This is a genomic window from Candidatus Brocadia sinica JPN1 (assembly GCF_000949635.1).
Lineage (GTDB): Bacteria > Planctomycetota > Brocadiia > Brocadiales > Brocadiaceae > Brocadia > Brocadia sinica.
The window spans coordinates 753,804-768,975 of the sequence record NZ_BAFN01000001.1; the positions used below are offsets into that span (position 1 = coordinate 753,804).

Sequence of the window (15,172 nt, forward strand, 5' to 3'; positions counted from 1 at the left end):
CATCTTGGTATAATCCCTTCTGCGTAGGTAAATCAATCTGACGATGAAGTAGTTTTGGGGAATAACATCATCACGATGATGCCCTTTGGGGGGGGGTTCGCTTGTCCTTCGGCCTCATCTGCCTGGACAGGAGACTTTCACCCAAGCATTGCAACATGCACGGCACACACGATTAGCTCACTGTCGGGGATGAAGCGCCAGCGGAATCCCCGTTCAGTGCAGCATCTTGTTGGAAATTCATGTTTAGTTCTTGGCGAATCTGATCCCATTTTTTAGTGATCTCGGGATTGAGTTTGTTAAATACTTTTGAAGAAAGCAAACATCCTGCTGATGACTTAGCCGACTCGTATGCAACAAAGGCATCAAGTATTGTTGCAACGGCTCTTGGAGAGTTTTCGCTAATCTCGTGAAGAAAATGATAATGAAGTTGTTCGTAAGTATTCTCATGTCTGAAGCGCAGAACTTCAAGATTCATCCATTGAGCAATAATCGCTCCAGAAAACACTATTTGCGTAATCCAAGTTAAAATCTCCAAGTTATTATGCCGTAAAGCAAACGCTAGTACCCAAATAGCAACATACCCACTGGTAATAATGCGTTTTGAACATAACATACTTGCGACCACTTCTTTGCTAAAAAGAGCATTTTCTATTGTATTTGCACCAAGACGGTTAACAGATGGAAGATACTCATTGTTGTAATACAACGATGTCTTGTCATGGGAAAGATTGGTCCCGAAAGCATCTGAGATCATTTGCTTTCTTCGCATCCTTTCCGCTCTGGGAATAAGATAAAATCTGTTGATTTGAGAAGTTGCGAAGTGTGCTATTACAAAAACAATAAAGACAGATTGCAGAATATTTTGAAAATGCACCCCCAACTTTTCTGAGAAAGGCATATAAAGTGAAAGCAATGCAGTTACCCAAAAAAGCAGAAAAATAACAAATCCTATTTGAGCCGCAGGCTTGTAGTATTGTGAAACTTCATCGACTCTTGTTTTTCTTGTCATGTTCATAGTATTGGGACGATTTTTTTAATTTCATCTTCGGCGGAGAAAGGCATATTGTTGTCTTCGTACTGTTTCGCTTGGGCCGCATACCTCTTAGCCCTTTCAACTTTATCTTTGATGTATTGTGCAGTATCATATGAGCAGCTAAAGTCAGACCAGAAATTATAGAAATAGTCTTTGAGGACGGTACATGACCAGAAGTATTTACCTACAATATACTGCTCAATAGAAAAGGATGTAAATGGGTGCCCTTGTGTAGCATTCCAATATTTAATGAGTCGAACCAATGGTTTTATTTGGTAGCTTTCTGCTTTATTTTTATCCTGAATTGCTTGATTTGCAGCTTTCGGATCTGTAAATATCCATTCTGTCTAAGAAGATGCAGGTGATGGGATTTGGTATCCATAGTTGTTTAAGGCGGGTACAAGTTCGAACTTGGTGTGATTTAGAGAAAGAACAATTGTAGGATTTGATTGTGATATTTCAGAGGTTGAATATTTCGTTTCCGAGAATTTTTTAAGTCTATCAAGATAGGCTTGTGGCTTCTTCTGACCATCAGACGTATCAAAAACAACCATATAGTCAATATCAGAATTACTGTCCGCCTTGCGAGGCAAGATTGTGCCACGTGTATTTGATCCAAATTGAAAACGTTCTGTTATATTACTTCCAAAATATGCGTCAAGTCTTGATTCCAAAGTTGTGATGGATGCTGAGATACTCGATTTCTCAGAATCGGAAAGAACTAGGTTACTTGCCAAATCTGCAAGATGTGTGTTTACTGACATTTTTTACTCTTTCTGATTTTTCAACATTGATTAGATTGATCCGCGTAATATGCGGAATACAAGTTTTTTGTCCATACAATATGCCTTTGATATGGTAAATACTATCGTGATAATCACTTCAGACTGCCACTTGTGTCTCTTTGCACTTGTTACCATGTCGTTTATACATATCAATATAAAATCCTCTTGTTTCATTTGATCCAATGACGATAAGTCTGTTCCGTGCGGCTGCTGTAATGACGAGAGGATAGTAGGAAATTGCTTTTTCTTTAAAAGGGATGATAATAAAAAAATGAAGAAGAATGCAAGCTTTTTTCTGGGGAAAGAACGGGAACGAATCTTTCCAGGTTGTCTGAGAATAAGTGTTTTTAGCAAATTTTTGTGTCAGAATTTCTTTAATGTCAATAACTATTAGCCGTAACAATATTTGTCACACTTATACTGTAAGAGGGGTCTCTTTTATAATCCAACGAAATGGTTTGGCATTTTTGTCATAGAGTCCAATGTATTCAATGATTTTTGCAACCATATCCTCTTTTGATCTAAAGACAACTCTTTTGGTTATCTTACGTGCATAAATACTGAACCATAGCTCAATTTGATTGAGCAAAGATGCGTGAGTTGGTGTAAAGTGGAGAAAATAGTTAGGATGTTCAGACAGCCCATCTTTTACTTTTTGATGTTTATGGACACTGAGATTATCCACAATCAAATGAATCTCCTTGCCATGATGTCTAATAGGGGCTAGGGAAAGCAATCGCCTCCCCTCCCTCAGAACCGTACAGGCGGATCTCCCGCAAAGATCTCTCCAATCAATGGGTTCTACATCGGGATTAACCAATTATTATCTGAGTTGTGGTATATGTGAACAGCCCAATCTTAACAATGATGACAGCGTTTTCTCATCATTCATCTCCTACCGACTGTCAACAGTTACTCCACTCTAAGCCAGGTACAATCCTCTTTTCTGGACTTCTCTGATTTGCTTATGCATTTCTGCCACTCACATTGGTTTGACTTCATGCCTTATCCACTTCATACCTCCACCTTCCTACCTCCCTCTTACCTGTGTCCATTATTTATGGTCTCAGTATAATTCTATCTCCAACCACCCATGGTGTCTCTATCGTCGTTTTCTCACGCTACCCCTCGGCTCGATAGACCTTCCTGATTGCTTCTGGGGCTGGACTTCGCCATTTCCTAACAGGCTCATCAACACCACAAGCTGCATTGAGTTCGTTATCCTATGGACTATCAGTTCACATCACATTGCTTCCCATCTCACGGTGACGCAGTTATGGACGGTTACAAAACGGAAAGCGTTTTTCCTTGGAGAGGACAAGTTTTCGTGTGCTCTTGTTAGTAATTGTCTCTGTCGGTTGACATACTTCTGTCGCTATCTTGAGTCGTACTTCACCCGGTGTATGATTTGGCATTACAATTTCCTTTTAACCGCTTAAATCACATCCGATGTCTGCGAAAAGTAATGTCTTCACCTGATGCATACATGGCAACAAATCCTATAGCGACACTGTACTCTATTTGCTAATATTCAGTTACTACAAGTCAGATACGGGTTTCGATAGTTATGGAAAGGATTGGAGAGATATCTAAGATGGAGTAATTAAGTGAGGAAATATGTAAGGTGTTCTCTAGAATTTGCTGGACTTCGTAGGTCTATCGTACTGGGTATGAGCCGCTAGACTGAGCTGCGTCTCGATCTGACCGGCTGCTCGCATTACCTGATACACGTCGATATGATCTATCGTTGTGTTCGCATTCACGAAGTTAGCCAAGTAAGTCTGCGACTTTGACTTTACACCATTACGTTCACACACTATGTAGGCAACCGACTCGGCCTCGAGTTCCTGCTGCGAGTGATCAAGGGCACGCCGCTCGGGGACGCCGAGCTTTCTGTCTGATCCGAGATGCCCAAGAAACAGGTGTCCCAGTTCATGCACGAGCGTGGCGAACTTGACGGCTGGATCATGGTTGCGGTTGATGTGGATTCGGTACTGCGTGGTATCCTTATCGCTTGATGCACGCAGGACTACTCGAATTGAGCCAGCATTCCGGTCTCCAGCATCGACAAAACACCACTCGATGCTCTTCCTCTTTAGCAATGGCTCGAATGATCTCAGTTTGATCTCGTCGATTTCACCTCGGGCGAAGAAGCTTGCCACATCTTCAGGAAGCGGTTTACCCTTCGTATCCATTACGTCATATACCAGGGCAACTGGTCCAAACGGCCAGAGAATGAGCAGTGGCCGCGCGCCTTCCTTAGGCCAGCGGTCGAAGCGCTCGCGCCAGTCGCGAGCCGATGCGGCGTAGCTTAGTCCAGGTTTCTGCACTTGGAGCAGCATGGCGTTGAACGGCGCGAAGTTGCGTAGGAGGACAACGAAGTCGAGTAGGTCTTTATAGTCCCTGCTCTGCGTGTACAGCTTAGAGTCAGCTAGGAGCTGGTCCAGTAATGACCGAGCGTCTTCCGTCTCAAACGACTTCTGCTGCTTTGTCTGGTGGTCGGTTTTGTAGTCGCTCATGTACACCTTAGACTTTCGAGGTCAATCCATTTTGGCGTATAAGGTTTAATTCCAGCATTTTCATTTGAATGAGTTGGCTCCGGAAGTCCTTCTCCATGATATAGATTTGTGCCTTCTCGTCTTTGTCCTAAACGATTCCGAACATAATCCTTGACTCTCTAACGATATATCGTTGATCATGTGTGATGGACAAGGTATATTCTTTACACGCACCTGACACTGCGGTTCGGTTTTTTAGGTATATTAAGTTCTTCTTCGTTTGACCTTACTCCAGAAGCATCTCATGATTATGCCTTGGGGTTTCACTCGTCCTTCGACCCAATTTGCTTGGATTGGAGATTTTACTTAAATTATTGATCATTCTAATATGTATTGCACATCTACATCTGAAATTAGCAACGGCTATCATCCGCAAAGTACTTTGTTAAGGATTTTTTTTACTCAATTTCTAAAACTTCATGGTTCATTCGGTTAGGGTCCTCAAAAGGAGGCTCATAAAAGACCGGAACGCCTGTGTCTCTAATTGCCTCCTTTAATCTCTTCGCCAAAGCCAGGCCTTTCTCATGGAAATCATCCCAAGGGAAATTAAGGTCTTCATCATTTGACATGAACCACCCTGACCATTCCTCTAGTTCCTTTTCTATTTGTGCAATCACCTCTCGTTCAGGGAAGTTATAGGACAATCCGATGCAGACCCCTTCCTGGTCCCATGCGTATGCATCACAATAGTCCGCCATAATCTTGATCTTTGTCAGGTGGTCTTTTGGCATTTTTCGTTTGCTTGACGGAAAATAAAGCGCACACTTGCTGCAAATGGAAATATCAACTCGGCATTCCCACAATGTGAGCCGCATAAGCACAGTACTATGCCTCCTTGTTGCCAAAGAGCCTGCGAAGTTCCTCCTTGTGATTATTGCCGTAATCGAGAACACCCCAGATACGGTTCCATTGTGTTAATATCCGCTTCGGATTCTGTGCCGCTTCCGCGATCTTCTCTTCCCTTCGCCGCACTTCATGCTGCTTCCATATTCCTTCCGCGTTCCGCCTGTACCCATTACATTTGAAATAAACGTAACCACCATTAACGTGTTGAACGTATATGAAACTAATTTTGATATTCAAACGGAACCGCATTCAACGGAGACTCCTTTGTACAGTCTGCGGCAAAACAGTGGTACAAACCCAATATCTCCATTCCAAACATAGTAGCAAAATGCCTTGCTTTCTCAGATGCAGGCATAATATTGGCAAAACGGTCAAGGGATTCGTACCATCTGGCAGTCTTGCCTACCGGCAAAGCAGCCTTGATGGACTCAGGTTCGCGTGTGCCGATCAGGAATCCGTAACCCTCCAATGGATAAACAAGTGTACAGTGCTTGTAAATCTTTTTTAAAGCTCTTGATTCGAAGTCGACTGGTGTTGTCTTGAATGTGCACCTCTTGTTTTGTATGATAGTCTCGGAAATCTAATAATACTATTAAATATGACTTTAATTTTTTTGAACTATAATAAAATAAATTGTTTTTTGCAAATTTATTTAGTTAAAAATACTTCTATTACTAATATATATATTACTATCACATATCGTTTAATAAATGTATAGCCCCATTGTTTCAAACTGTAGTCAAATTGTAGTCAATTCTAGCGGAATCCAACGGAAACCAACGGAATTGGCAGAATTAAATTTGTGTTGTAACTTTTTCTATGATAAAATATTGCGGTCATAACAGACACAGGATCAGTCAGTTATGAAAATTGTTAAAAAAACCCTTTTTATGAATGGCATTCAAAAGGTCAGGGGTTCGAATCCCCTCAGCTCCACCAATAAAATCAAGGCAAAACCGGTATTATTCATTATTTGCGACCTTCGAATTGTATAGTTTTTGTATAGCTGGCTGTTGAGTTAAGATTTTATCGAGGGTGACTATTGCTTTCAGTTTATGACTTGGCGCAAGGTGAGAATATCTTAGGGTCATTTTCAAGTCTTTATGCCCTAGCAATTCTTTTACTGTAGTTATATCAATTCCAGCCATTACAAGATGACTTGCGAAAGTGTGCCTCAAATCATGAAACCTGAAATCCTTAATCCCTGCCCTTTTTAATGCTGTATTGAAGCTCCTCTTTACATTATCATACCGTTTACCAGTCAAAGGATTGTAGAGCACATGAGGAACATCTTCACGCTTTGGTAAAGTTTTTAATGTTTCCAAGAATGTTGGACTAATGTGTATTTCCTTCCGTTCTGAATTCTTGGTCTGGTCTTGGTTTAACAGGATAAATCCCGCTTTCAAATCAACATTATCCCACTTAAGCCCAAGTATTTCGTCTTTCCTCATTCCGGTGTTAAGTGCTGTAACAACAATCGGCTTTAAATGGCTATCACATGAATCAATAAGCCTTTGACACTCCTCTGTAGATAGATACCTCAATCGCCTATTATTTTCAGGTAACAGTTTAACTTTCCTTATACGTTTCAAGGTTTCTTCTTCCACCATATCCCACTCAACCGCCTTAGTAAACATGTGTGAAATAGTCGCAATTAACCTATTAACCGTAGCAGGTTTTTTCCCCATGCTTAACCTGTCCGTTTGAAATTGTTCCAGTATCATGGAATTGAAACGTCTTAAAGGTATATTCCCAAAGGTCTCTGCTAATCGCATAACAAGGCCCCTCTGTGTCAATAATAGTTGGACACTTTCCCATATATAGTTTAGTGTAGGGTGGGAAGGAGAAGATCTATGAAAAATAGTAGTCCAATAAGTCTAAAAACAGATAACCTGTCTGTGGAAACGGGAGGAGCCCGCAGGGCGACTGGAGTTTCCACAGACAGCGCAACCCAACGTGGTCATTTTTCTGATCCTGAGGTAACAGAGAAGGCTGTTCGCCGGAAATTCACCGCAAAATACAAACTCCGCATCCTTCAAGAGGCGGAGGCATGTACTACACAGGGTCAAATTGGGGCGCTTTTACGGCGTGAAGGACTCTACTCGTCCAATCTCACCACATGGCGTTGTCAACAGAAGAAAGGCGCCCTGGAAGCGCTTTCCCCAAAATATCGCGGCCCAAAGGCGAAAAATATCGACCCCTCCGAACGTCGTATTGCTGAACTGGAAAAGGAAAACCATCGGCTGAAAGAGAAACTCAAACGGGCAGAAATCATTATTGACGTCCAAAAAAAACTCTCGGAAATACTTCAGATACCACTGGGTACAACAGGAGAGAAGATATGATGCGCGCCGCCGAATCTCTTGCTCAACATGTGCGCATCAAAAAGGACTGCAAGGCACTGGGTATCCCAAGAGCGAGTTATTATTACTACCAAAAGTGCAAAAAAGACCTTTCTTGCAAAAGGGTATCTTCGACGCCTCCACTGGCATTGTCAGAGCAGGAACAGCAATCGGTTCTTGATATCTTCCATAGCGAACGCTTTCTTGATAAGGCCCCGCATGAGATGTATGCAACGTTACTTGATGAAGGGACCTACCTGTGTTCCACGAGAACCATGTACCGTATCCTGAAAAAACATGGTGAAGTACGTGAAAGAAGAAACCAGGCGCTCAGACCCAATTACCAGAAGCCGGAGCTTCTGGCAACGGCTTCTAATCAGGTATGGTCATGGGATATAACAAAACTCAGAGGACCTGCAAAGCGGACATATTTCTATCTCTATGTCATTCTCGACATCTTCAGCCGTTATGTGGTCGGATAGATGGTTGCGCACCACGAACAGGCCATATTGGCACAACGGCTTATCGCTGATAGCTGTAAAAAACAGGCTATCAAGCCTGAACAACTGGTGACCCACGCTGATCGCGGCTCAAGCATGACATCCAAGCCTGTGGCGTTTCTTCTGTCTGATCTGGGAATAACAAAAAGCCATTCTCGTCCTTACGTCAGTAACGACAACCCCCTACTCGGAGTCACATTTAAAACCCTCAATTACGGGCCGGATTTTCCGGATAATTTCGGCTCAATTGAGGATGCCAGGGTCTTTTGTAAGAACTTCTTTACCTGGTACCATAGAGGACATCATCATTCCGGCATCGGACTTTTGAAACCGGAAGACGTCCACTATGGACGTACGGACCAAATTATGAAAGAATGGAGTCTTGTCTTAAAAACCGCCTTTGAAAATCACCCTGAACGATTCAGAGGTATACCGCCATGTATGCCTATGGCTGCCTGGATTAATCAACCAAAACAAGATTAGACTCTGCCTTTAGAGTCTAAATTATTTAAAAAAGTGTCTAATTTTCATTGACATATTCCAGTTGTCCTTCTTTATTTACCTTCAAAGCCTTGGCGCCGGTGATTTTTACTTTTATCTCGTCTGGTTTTGCATTCGGCTTCACACAAAAGAGTTTTTCCACATTATTCCCATAAGTCTTCAACTTCAAATCTATCCCTTTATATACCTCTCCAAGAGCTACAACATCATAAGTTGATATATTGGACATCCATCTTGATGGGGCTTCTCCCTTGAAATAATTGACCTTTGTTACAGCTTTGGCTAAACCTTGTATATTGTTAATCTTTCCGTCTACAAATTCTTCTTTCAAAGCAATAGCTTTTATATGATGTTTATCGGCGTTGGTATTGGGATTTGCAATAAGACAATAGGTACAATTTTGATATGAGATACCTGATGCACGATGCAGGATGTTGAATCTGCATTGCGCATTTTGAATCATTTGCTCTGCGTTATAGAGATTATTTTGTAAGGAGCTTTCGCGGTTAATAAAGGTATTTTTCTTTCCGTCTGTTGAATTTGGCAAGGAATAGACAATCTCACCTTCCTCTGTTACAAATATTGTCCCCCCAAAGGTATTGGCATAAAATCTTACTTGATTGTTATTGATTTGTCCTTCATTGGCTATGAAGGGTAGCTGAAGCTTTTCTGTCTTTTGAATGAAATCTGCTTGTGATGGTTTATTTACATTTTTTGCTCTGCAAAAAGGGTTGTTCTAAAACATACTAGCGTCAAAAGAAGTGTTAAACACCAAAAGGGACAAAACGTATAGAAGCCGATTCCAGAAAATATTTTTTTCATAATATTAAAGCCTCCTTTTCTACCTCAATAAGTTTTCTATCTCCTCATCGGTAAACCCAAATTGCCGAAAAATACGAAGAACATAAGGTGGTGAAAGCTCTCCCGCTCCCATATCAATAGGTACAACCCTTTTCTTGCCTTCACAATGACGGATATACAACTGGTGATCCCCTTTACCTGTTCTGTAAAAAGCGCAACCTCCATGTTTTAGAATTCGTATTAACTCCTTCGGTTTAAGAGACGGAATATTTTTAGGCATGTACAGCCCTTAACTCGTATGGCTCCGAGGTAGGCTCTTTACCCTCGATTGTCAAAAACTCATGAAGTTCTTTTACTGACAACGGTGCCGTATAGACATCGCTTTCAGTTTTGTAAACAGCTTCGAAAGAATCGATAGCCTCTTTGAGTTTCTCAATTGCATCTTCTTTCGTAGTTCCTTGCCCAACTAATCCGTTTTCTAAACACAAAGCCACCCAACAGCCCTTACTTTCACGCAATACCACTGTATAAAAGTCCATTCTTAGCATCTCCCTATCTATAAACAAAAGATTGTTCAGCTATTTCTGTAGCTCAAATATTCCTTTAAGCTTATAATCTTTATCCCTTTGTATTCTCTCAGTATTAACATTTCTTTATCGCCCGTTACTATTGTATCGGCTTTACCAAATAAAGCACATTCAAGGATTCTGTTGTCGAGATCGTCTTTAAAGACACGAATTCTTTTAGTTGGATTTATCACCTGAGCAATATCCGAAAGGTAAACTGCTACATGACTGATTGCCTCTCTATCACGGTGGAATTTTGTGGATAGCACTTCTAAGACCTCTTTAATGATTTCCCTGGAAATTAAGAGCGTATCATCGCCTTCAATTATTCTTAAGATTGCCTTCTCTGCCTTACTACCAGGGATAACAAAGACAGAAATGAAGATATTTGAGTCAAATACGAGTTTCACTTTTTAAGATATTTCTCAAGGTCCTTCTCAGTGAGAATACCCTTTTCCTTTGCTTTGTGACTCCAATAACCCTGAATTTGATAGAATTCCTTTTTCAACCTTTCTTTCCTTGTAATCCTTAAGGCGTCTTGAATTACTGCGCTCAGGGTCTTCCCTTCTTCTTCGGCTATCATTTCCGCCTCTCTTGCCAGTTTCTCTGGAAGGGAAATAGTCTTTTTAATTGTTGTGGCTGTCATAAATACACCTCCTATTATGGTATGAAATAATCATACCATAAGTAATTTTGTAAAAGCAACTACTTCTTGTTATACATAAAACTATCAGTACTATACGCAAATTTTTTAGTTTATTAAGCCTTTTTAAAAATTTTTTGCGCTACCACGAAGAGACTTGATGGATTAAAACGACACGCACGCCTTGATAGGGGGTGGGGGTATAGTTTCCTATGCTCCAAATAATTCCTAACACCTTAAATGTAAGGGATAACATGTTGATTTAAAGTTAGTTAGATTGTTCCTAACAGTCGTAACACTTTTTCAAGGTATACCATGGCGTGGCGGGAATCGTCTTAATTGTGTGTGTTTATCTATTGCACTTCGACACTTCCTTATCTTTCGTGACAATCGTCTAGATAAAGATTCCGGCAACATCTAGTGATATTTTTCTCAGTGTTTAGAGTCATCTAGGACAAAGAACCTGACTTTTTTCTCATATTGGCGTGAAATTACATGACGTGGTTTTCCTTTAAGCCTGCTATTATATCAGCTATATCATAAGCCCCGAATCTTTTCTACAAAACTATGAATTCCTTCCTTTTTTTTCTGGTAATTTTTCATCCTTTTGTTAGAGTTTTTTAATTAAAAAACAGGTTTTCTTCATTGTATACTTTTTGTATATCTAATAAGAAAAAACAAGGGGTAACACCATATAAAATGCTACCCCTTAAAATTAATATTTTCCAACAATATCAATTATTAGAGACCAACGGACAAAAAAATGAATACCCCCTAAAAAGAATGGCATTCAAAAGGTCAGGGGTTCGAATCCCCTCAGCTCCACCAATAAAATCAATGATTTCAAGCATTTAGCACTTCACACTTTTTCTCAACTGTAGTCAGATTGTGGTCGGCACAGCAGCCCGTTTCGAAAATTCACCCCCTTGAAAATTAACGATTTCCTGGCAATGTATGCCTGAAAAATGACTTTTTTAAGCGCAAATTGCAAAAGCCGGGGGATGCTACTGGACCACAATTTCCAGATTTTTCCAAAAACTATGGAAATGGAAAGTGAAAATTTTGGTATAAAAAAGTCGATTTTGTTTCTGAATGGGTATGGAACTTGTTAAAAGTCAGACTGCTTGGCCCGGTCTGCATCAGTCTTCTCTGAAGGCCAGTAATAAGCATCCGGCGTATTACGGGCGCCAAAAATCGCTGTGCCGATGCGCACCATGTTTGCGCCTTCTTCAATTGCGATCTGATAATCACCCGACATACCCATAGAAAGATATTTCATGTGTACCCGGTCGATACCTTCTTTGACAACCACTCCATAGATTTCTTTTAACACCTTAAAACATTTACGGATTTTTACCTCGTCCTTGGTAAAGAGGCCGATGGTCATGAGTCCGTGTATTTTTAATGTATCGTATCTGGAGGCCTGTTTGATTAAGGAAATCGCCTCTTCCGGTGCAACGCCATATTTGCTCTCCTCATGTGAGGTGTTGACCTGAACCAAAATATCCAGGGAACGGCCTTCCTGCTGCAGTCGCTGGTCTAATTTTTCGGCGAGAGACAACCGGTCCACAGAATGGATCATGTCTGCAAATTTCAGGACGTCCTTAACCTTGTTGGTCTGCAGGTGCCCGATAAAATGCCATTCTGCATCTTCGTCTTTTAAGACCTCGTATTTTTTTAGCGCCTCCTGCACCTTATTTTCCCCGATAATGCGTCCACCGGACTTAATGGCTTCTCGTATTCGCTCCGGATCCACCGTCTTTGTGGCCATGACCAGAATAATTTCTTCGGGCTTTTTGCCAACTCTTGCGGCAGCGTTTGCAATGTTTTTTTTCACCTGTTCCAGGTTTTCTTTGATTGACATATGTTCTCCTCAAATATGGAATGTCTCTGACGACTGTCAGTCGCATAACCTAAAATTTATAAAAACACCTTTTCGATAAATGAAAATGAACATATCATATTCTACCTCTAAGAATCAAAAAAGAAAGTCTTAAAACTGGCATTTGATCAATGCAAACGGGTGAACATCCCAAACAAAAGAAAAAGGGACAATAAACAATTGGGGCATTTCTCCTTTGCATATGAAATCATATCCTTTTCGGATTTTTGCAAAATCCCTGTTGCATTTGGCGCTCAAACCATGTACCTTGTCAGTGATATACTACGTTAAGAATGGCAGATGGACAGCCAACCATTTTTAGGAAGAACCTTTATGGGAAAAATACAGCAGAGTGTTATTTCATCTACAAACCTGAAATTCACGACTCCTTCCCGTTGTTTCATGGGAGTTTTGTTTGCCGTGGCTTTCATTTTTTGCCAGCCCGCATACGGTTCGCAACCGCATCATACGGAAAAGTCATCATTCTTTTTACCCGGAAAATCTTTCCATGTTAAAGCCTGTGACCGTTTAGACGGAAAGGGAGAAGCAGGCGAAAAAACTCATATGGAACCGGAAGATAGTCAAAATCCGCCTGCGGTTGCCCAGGTTCAAGAGTCCGGAGCATGGGACAGAATGTACTGCCAAAATACGCCCCCCGGAGATTATGATCCACAAACTACTGCCTACGGTCTGCAATCCGTCGCTACCGCCCCGACTGTAGCAACCAGTCCCGCTTCGAATGTAACACATAATTCAGCATCATTGCATGGCACGGTAAATGCAAATGGATTGTCAACGACCGCATGGTTTCAGTACCGGATTGCCAACGGACCATCCAAAAGCACCTTTGCAACACAAACGGTAATTGGGACGATAGACGCGGAAATAGGTATCAGGATAATTATGCTGCTTCCGGGAACGACCTATTACTACAGACTTGTTGCAAAGAACGACGCCGGAACTACGTATGGAAGTGAGGTGTCATTTACTACGGCAGATATCAATACATCTGTCACCACTGAAATAACCCCACCCATTGGTGCGATAAGCATTAACAGCGGAGCTTACTGCACCAACTCTTTCACCGTTACCGCAAACCTTTCCGCTACTGATAATACCGGTGTTACGGGTTATTATCTCTCTACAAATGCCACGCCCCCTTCTCAATATACCACTGGCTGGATGTCTACAACACCGGCTACCACTTATAAAGAAGACGTCACCTATACTATAAGTAACGGTGATGGCAGAAATATGGTGTATGTTTGGTATAAGGATGCTTCCGGAAATATATCAGACGCAGCCGCTGCTTCTATTGTTGTGGATACAACCCCTCCAATAATAACTATTACCGACCCAACGTCCGATCAAACCTATACAACCAAAAGTAACGTGGTAAGCATCAGTGGCAGCGCTTCAGACGATATCAATGAGATAAGCAGCGTGGTGTGGATTCATGATAAGGATACGAGCGGGACAGAAAGAAAGACCATTGGCTGGACTGTGCCAAATATTGGCTTAGTAAAGGGAGAGAATGTAATAACCATAAAGGCTACAGATAGTGTTGGTAATACCGGAACGGCTACGATAACAATAACGTATGCCGAAGTCGATGCCACACCGAAGGTGATAACGGGACATGCAACAAGTATAACAACTGACCTGGCTACCTTAAGCGGGACTGTTAATGCAATGGGATTGCCGGCAACGGCCTGGTTTCAATACGGCACGAGCAGCGAACATTACAGCGGCACTTCATCAATACAAAGTATAGAAAATGGCTTGCATGAGGTACCCGTAAGCAACCGGATAAGCGGTTTGCAGGCAGGAACGGCATACTATTACCGTCTTGTTGCACAAAATAGCGCCGGCGCTACGTACGGGAATGAAATAACATTCAACACGTTGCCGCCAAAAGGTAACATTTACGGAAATGTCGTGTCCTTTCTGAAGGAAGGGCCTGTTGAATCTGCGAAATTACAGCTCAAAGGAACAAAGGCAAGGAAAAAATCTTTCAAGGTAACATTTTCTGATGCACATGGATTTTTCGAATTTAAAGATTTAGATGCAGATACGTATGATATCACAGTAACAAAAACTGATTTTAAGAGTATGAGTCAGACGGTTGAGATTGAAGAAGGCGAGAGAAAAAAGATTGGAATTATCTTGCAAAAAACAAAGGAGGAAGACAAAGGTCCACCAAAAGATGTCAAAAGTGATCAACAGAAGACAAACGAAACTTCACAAATGCACGATTAGAAAGTATACACCCTGTTAATCACCGTGTTTTCAACGGATGCGAAGCAGCTTCGCTTTTTTTGCCCTATTTCAGACACTTCTTTCTCCGCTCATTATATCCTTTTTTATTTGTTTGCGAATTATGGGTAATAGCAATGGTGGCTGAAAAAAAATTCGACTAAAGACATTATCTGATTTATAGGAAATTCTCGGAAAGAAAATAAATTTTTCTTGACAATATATATTTTATTTTGTTTACAATAACAGTTATACACGTCCACATCCAAAAATCGCAGCAATACGAAACGAAAAAACATTACGATAAAGGTAAACCCTGAGTGATCAGGGGACGCAAAGTAACAGGGTCTTGAAACTCACAAGGATGTAGTTTGCAAAGACTTGCTTGCAATAAAAAAGATAGCCTTACTGCCGAAGATGTTTAAAAAAATATCTTTGCAGTAAGGCTTTTTTTGTTCA

General features: G+C 41.2%; 16 protein-coding genes, 1 pseudogene and 1 riboswitch. Of the genes and pseudogenes, 2 read left to right on the forward strand and 15 right to left on the reverse strand.

What is annotated here, in order from left to right; all coding sequences use genetic code 11:
- Nucleotides 1–172: 172 nt before the first annotated feature.
- The 9 genes from BROSI_RS03400 to BROSI_RS03440 all read right to left on the reverse strand — a co-directional run bounded on the left by BROSI_RS03400 (nt 173) and on the right by BROSI_RS03440 (nt 6,997).
- Nucleotides 173–1,009, reverse strand: coding sequence for a hypothetical protein (locus tag BROSI_RS03400; protein ID WP_157842351.1), 837 nt, complete (start codon nt 1,007–1,009; stop codon nt 173–175).
- 371 nt (nt 1,010–1,380) lie between these two features.
- Nucleotides 1,381–1,797 carry an SMODS domain-containing nucleotidyltransferase gene (locus tag BROSI_RS20340; protein ID WP_200891675.1) on the reverse strand — a complete coding sequence of 139 codons (417 nt, stop codon included), beginning with the start codon at nt 1,795–1,797 and terminating at the stop codon, nt 1,381–1,383.
- A gap of 436 nt (nt 1,798–2,233) precedes the next feature.
- Entirely contained in the window at nt 2,234–2,638 is a 405-nt protein-coding gene (locus tag BROSI_RS03415) for a transposase (protein WP_082059004.1), read from the reverse strand.
- Between the two features lie 454 nt (nt 2,639–3,092).
- Nucleotides 3,093–3,233 carry a hypothetical protein gene (locus BROSI_RS19645; RefSeq protein ID WP_157842352.1) on the reverse strand — a complete coding sequence of 47 codons (141 nt, stop codon included), beginning with the start codon at nt 3,231–3,233 and terminating at the stop codon, nt 3,093–3,095.
- A 216-nt stretch (nt 3,234–3,449) separates the two neighbouring features.
- Complete coding sequence (locus BROSI_RS03420; protein WP_052562336.1) at nt 3,450–4,337, reverse strand: ImmA/IrrE family metallo-endopeptidase; 888 nt, start codon at nt 4,335–4,337, stop codon at nt 3,450–3,452.
- Nucleotides 4,338–4,774: 437 nt separating this feature from the next.
- The gene (locus tag BROSI_RS03425) at nt 4,775–5,107 is read right to left on the reverse strand and encodes a hypothetical protein (RefSeq protein WP_157842353.1); all 333 of its coding nucleotides are present in this window, start codon (nt 5,105–5,107) and stop codon (nt 4,775–4,777) included.
- 94 nt (nt 5,108–5,201) lie between these two features.
- On the reverse strand, nt 5,202–5,471 hold the full coding sequence (locus BROSI_RS20165; RefSeq protein ID WP_052562338.1) for a hypothetical protein: 270 nt from the start codon (nt 5,469–5,471) through the stop codon (nt 5,202–5,204).
- Complete coding sequence (locus tag BROSI_RS03435) at nt 5,443–5,691, reverse strand: hypothetical protein (RefSeq protein WP_052562339.1); 249 nt, start codon at nt 5,689–5,691, stop codon at nt 5,443–5,445. Before BROSI_RS03435 ends, BROSI_RS20165 begins: the two co-directional genes overlap by 29 nt.
- A gap of 493 nt (nt 5,692–6,184) precedes the next feature.
- A complete protein-coding gene (locus tag BROSI_RS03440) occupies nt 6,185–6,997 on the reverse strand; it encodes a tyrosine-type recombinase/integrase (protein WP_052562340.1) in 813 nt (270 codons plus the stop codon).
- Between the two features lie 195 nt (nt 6,998–7,192).
- On the opposite strand from BROSI_RS03440, the pseudogene BROSI_RS03450 reads away from it, so the two are divergent.
- A pseudogene (locus tag BROSI_RS03450) lies at nt 7,193–8,547 on the forward strand (IS3 family transposase); the annotation flags it as partial.
- 37 nt (nt 8,548–8,584) lie between these two features.
- Here the strand turns inward: BROSI_RS03450 and BROSI_RS03455 are convergent.
- The 6 genes from BROSI_RS03455 to BROSI_RS03480 form a co-directional block, all read right to left on the reverse strand.
- On the reverse strand, nt 8,585–9,247 hold the full coding sequence (locus tag BROSI_RS03455) for a DUF7948 domain-containing protein (protein ID WP_478210112.1): 663 nt from the start codon (nt 9,245–9,247) through the stop codon (nt 8,585–8,587).
- 159 nt (nt 9,248–9,406) lie between these two features.
- Complete coding sequence (locus BROSI_RS03460) at nt 9,407–9,646, reverse strand: type II toxin-antitoxin system HicA family toxin (RefSeq protein WP_052562342.1); 240 nt, start codon at nt 9,644–9,646, stop codon at nt 9,407–9,409.
- On the reverse strand, nt 9,639–9,905 hold the full coding sequence (locus BROSI_RS03465) for a type II toxin-antitoxin system HicB family antitoxin (RefSeq protein ID WP_052562343.1): 267 nt from the start codon (nt 9,903–9,905) through the stop codon (nt 9,639–9,641). The genes BROSI_RS03460 and BROSI_RS03465 overlap by 8 nt, the downstream gene beginning before the upstream one ends.
- A gap of 35 nt (nt 9,906–9,940) precedes the next feature.
- A complete protein-coding gene (locus BROSI_RS03470; protein WP_052562344.1) occupies nt 9,941–10,342 on the reverse strand; it encodes a putative toxin-antitoxin system toxin component, PIN family in 402 nt (133 codons plus the stop codon).
- On the reverse strand, nt 10,339–10,578 hold the full coding sequence (locus BROSI_RS03475; protein ID WP_052562345.1) for a hypothetical protein: 240 nt from the start codon (nt 10,576–10,578) through the stop codon (nt 10,339–10,341). The genes BROSI_RS03470 and BROSI_RS03475 overlap by 4 nt, the downstream gene beginning before the upstream one ends.
- Nucleotides 10,579–11,683: 1,105 nt before the next feature.
- Nucleotides 11,684–12,439, reverse strand: a complete 756-nt coding sequence (locus BROSI_RS03480) for a YggS family pyridoxal phosphate-dependent enzyme (RefSeq protein ID WP_052562346.1) — start codon at nt 12,437–12,439, stop codon at nt 11,684–11,686.
- Nucleotides 12,440–12,790: 351 nt separating this feature from the next.
- Between BROSI_RS03480 and BROSI_RS03485 the strand changes: the two genes are divergently transcribed.
- Nucleotides 12,791–14,716, forward strand: a complete 1,926-nt coding sequence (locus tag BROSI_RS03485; protein ID WP_052562347.1) for a fibronectin type III domain-containing protein — start codon at nt 12,791–12,793, stop codon at nt 14,714–14,716.
- 295 nt (nt 14,717–15,011) lie between these two features.
- Nucleotides 15,012–15,129: riboswitch (cyclic di-GMP riboswitch) on the forward strand.
- Nucleotides 15,130–15,172 lie beyond the last annotated feature (43 nt).

What these genes read in the sequence shown, in the direction of transcription:
- BROSI_RS03400 (WP_157842351.1), bottom strand. Translation starts at nt 1,009, where the DNA reads ATGACAAGAAAAACAAGAGTCGATGAAGTTTCACAATACTACAAGCCT.
- BROSI_RS20340 (WP_200891675.1), bottom strand. Translation starts at nt 1,797, where the DNA reads ATGTCAGTAAACACACATCTTGCAGATTTGGCAAGTAACCTAGTTCTT.
- BROSI_RS19645 (WP_157842352.1), bottom strand. Translation starts at nt 3,233, where the DNA reads ATGCCAAATCATACACCGGGTGAAGTACGACTCAAGATAGCGACAGAA.
- BROSI_RS03420 (WP_052562336.1), bottom strand. Translation starts at nt 4,337, where the DNA reads ATGAGCGACTACAAAACCGACCACCAGACAAAGCAGCAGAAGTCGTTT.
- BROSI_RS03425 (WP_157842353.1), bottom strand. Translation starts at nt 5,107, where the DNA reads ATGCCAAAAGACCACCTGACAAAGATCAAGATTATGGCGGACTATTGT.
- BROSI_RS20165 (WP_052562338.1), bottom strand. Translation starts at nt 5,471, where the DNA reads ATGCGGTTCCGTTTGAATATCAAAATTAGTTTCATATACGTTCAACAC.
- BROSI_RS03440 (WP_052562340.1), bottom strand. Translation starts at nt 6,997, where the DNA reads ATGCGATTAGCAGAGACCTTTGGGAATATACCTTTAAGACGTTTCAAT.
- BROSI_RS03460 (WP_052562342.1), bottom strand. Translation starts at nt 9,646, where the DNA reads ATGCCTAAAAATATTCCGTCTCTTAAACCGAAGGAGTTAATACGAATT.
- BROSI_RS03465 (WP_052562343.1), bottom strand. Translation starts at nt 9,905, where the DNA reads ATGGACTTTTATACAGTGGTATTGCGTGAAAGTAAGGGCTGTTGGGTG.
- BROSI_RS03475 (WP_052562345.1), bottom strand. Translation starts at nt 10,578, where the DNA reads ATGACAGCCACAACAATTAAAAAGACTATTTCCCTTCCAGAGAAACTG.
- BROSI_RS03480 (WP_052562346.1), bottom strand. Translation starts at nt 12,439, where the DNA reads ATGTCAATCAAAGAAAACCTGGAACAGGTGAAAAAAAACATTGCAAAC.
- BROSI_RS03485 (WP_052562347.1), top strand. Translation starts at nt 12,791, where the DNA reads ATGGGAAAAATACAGCAGAGTGTTATTTCATCTACAAACCTGAAATTC.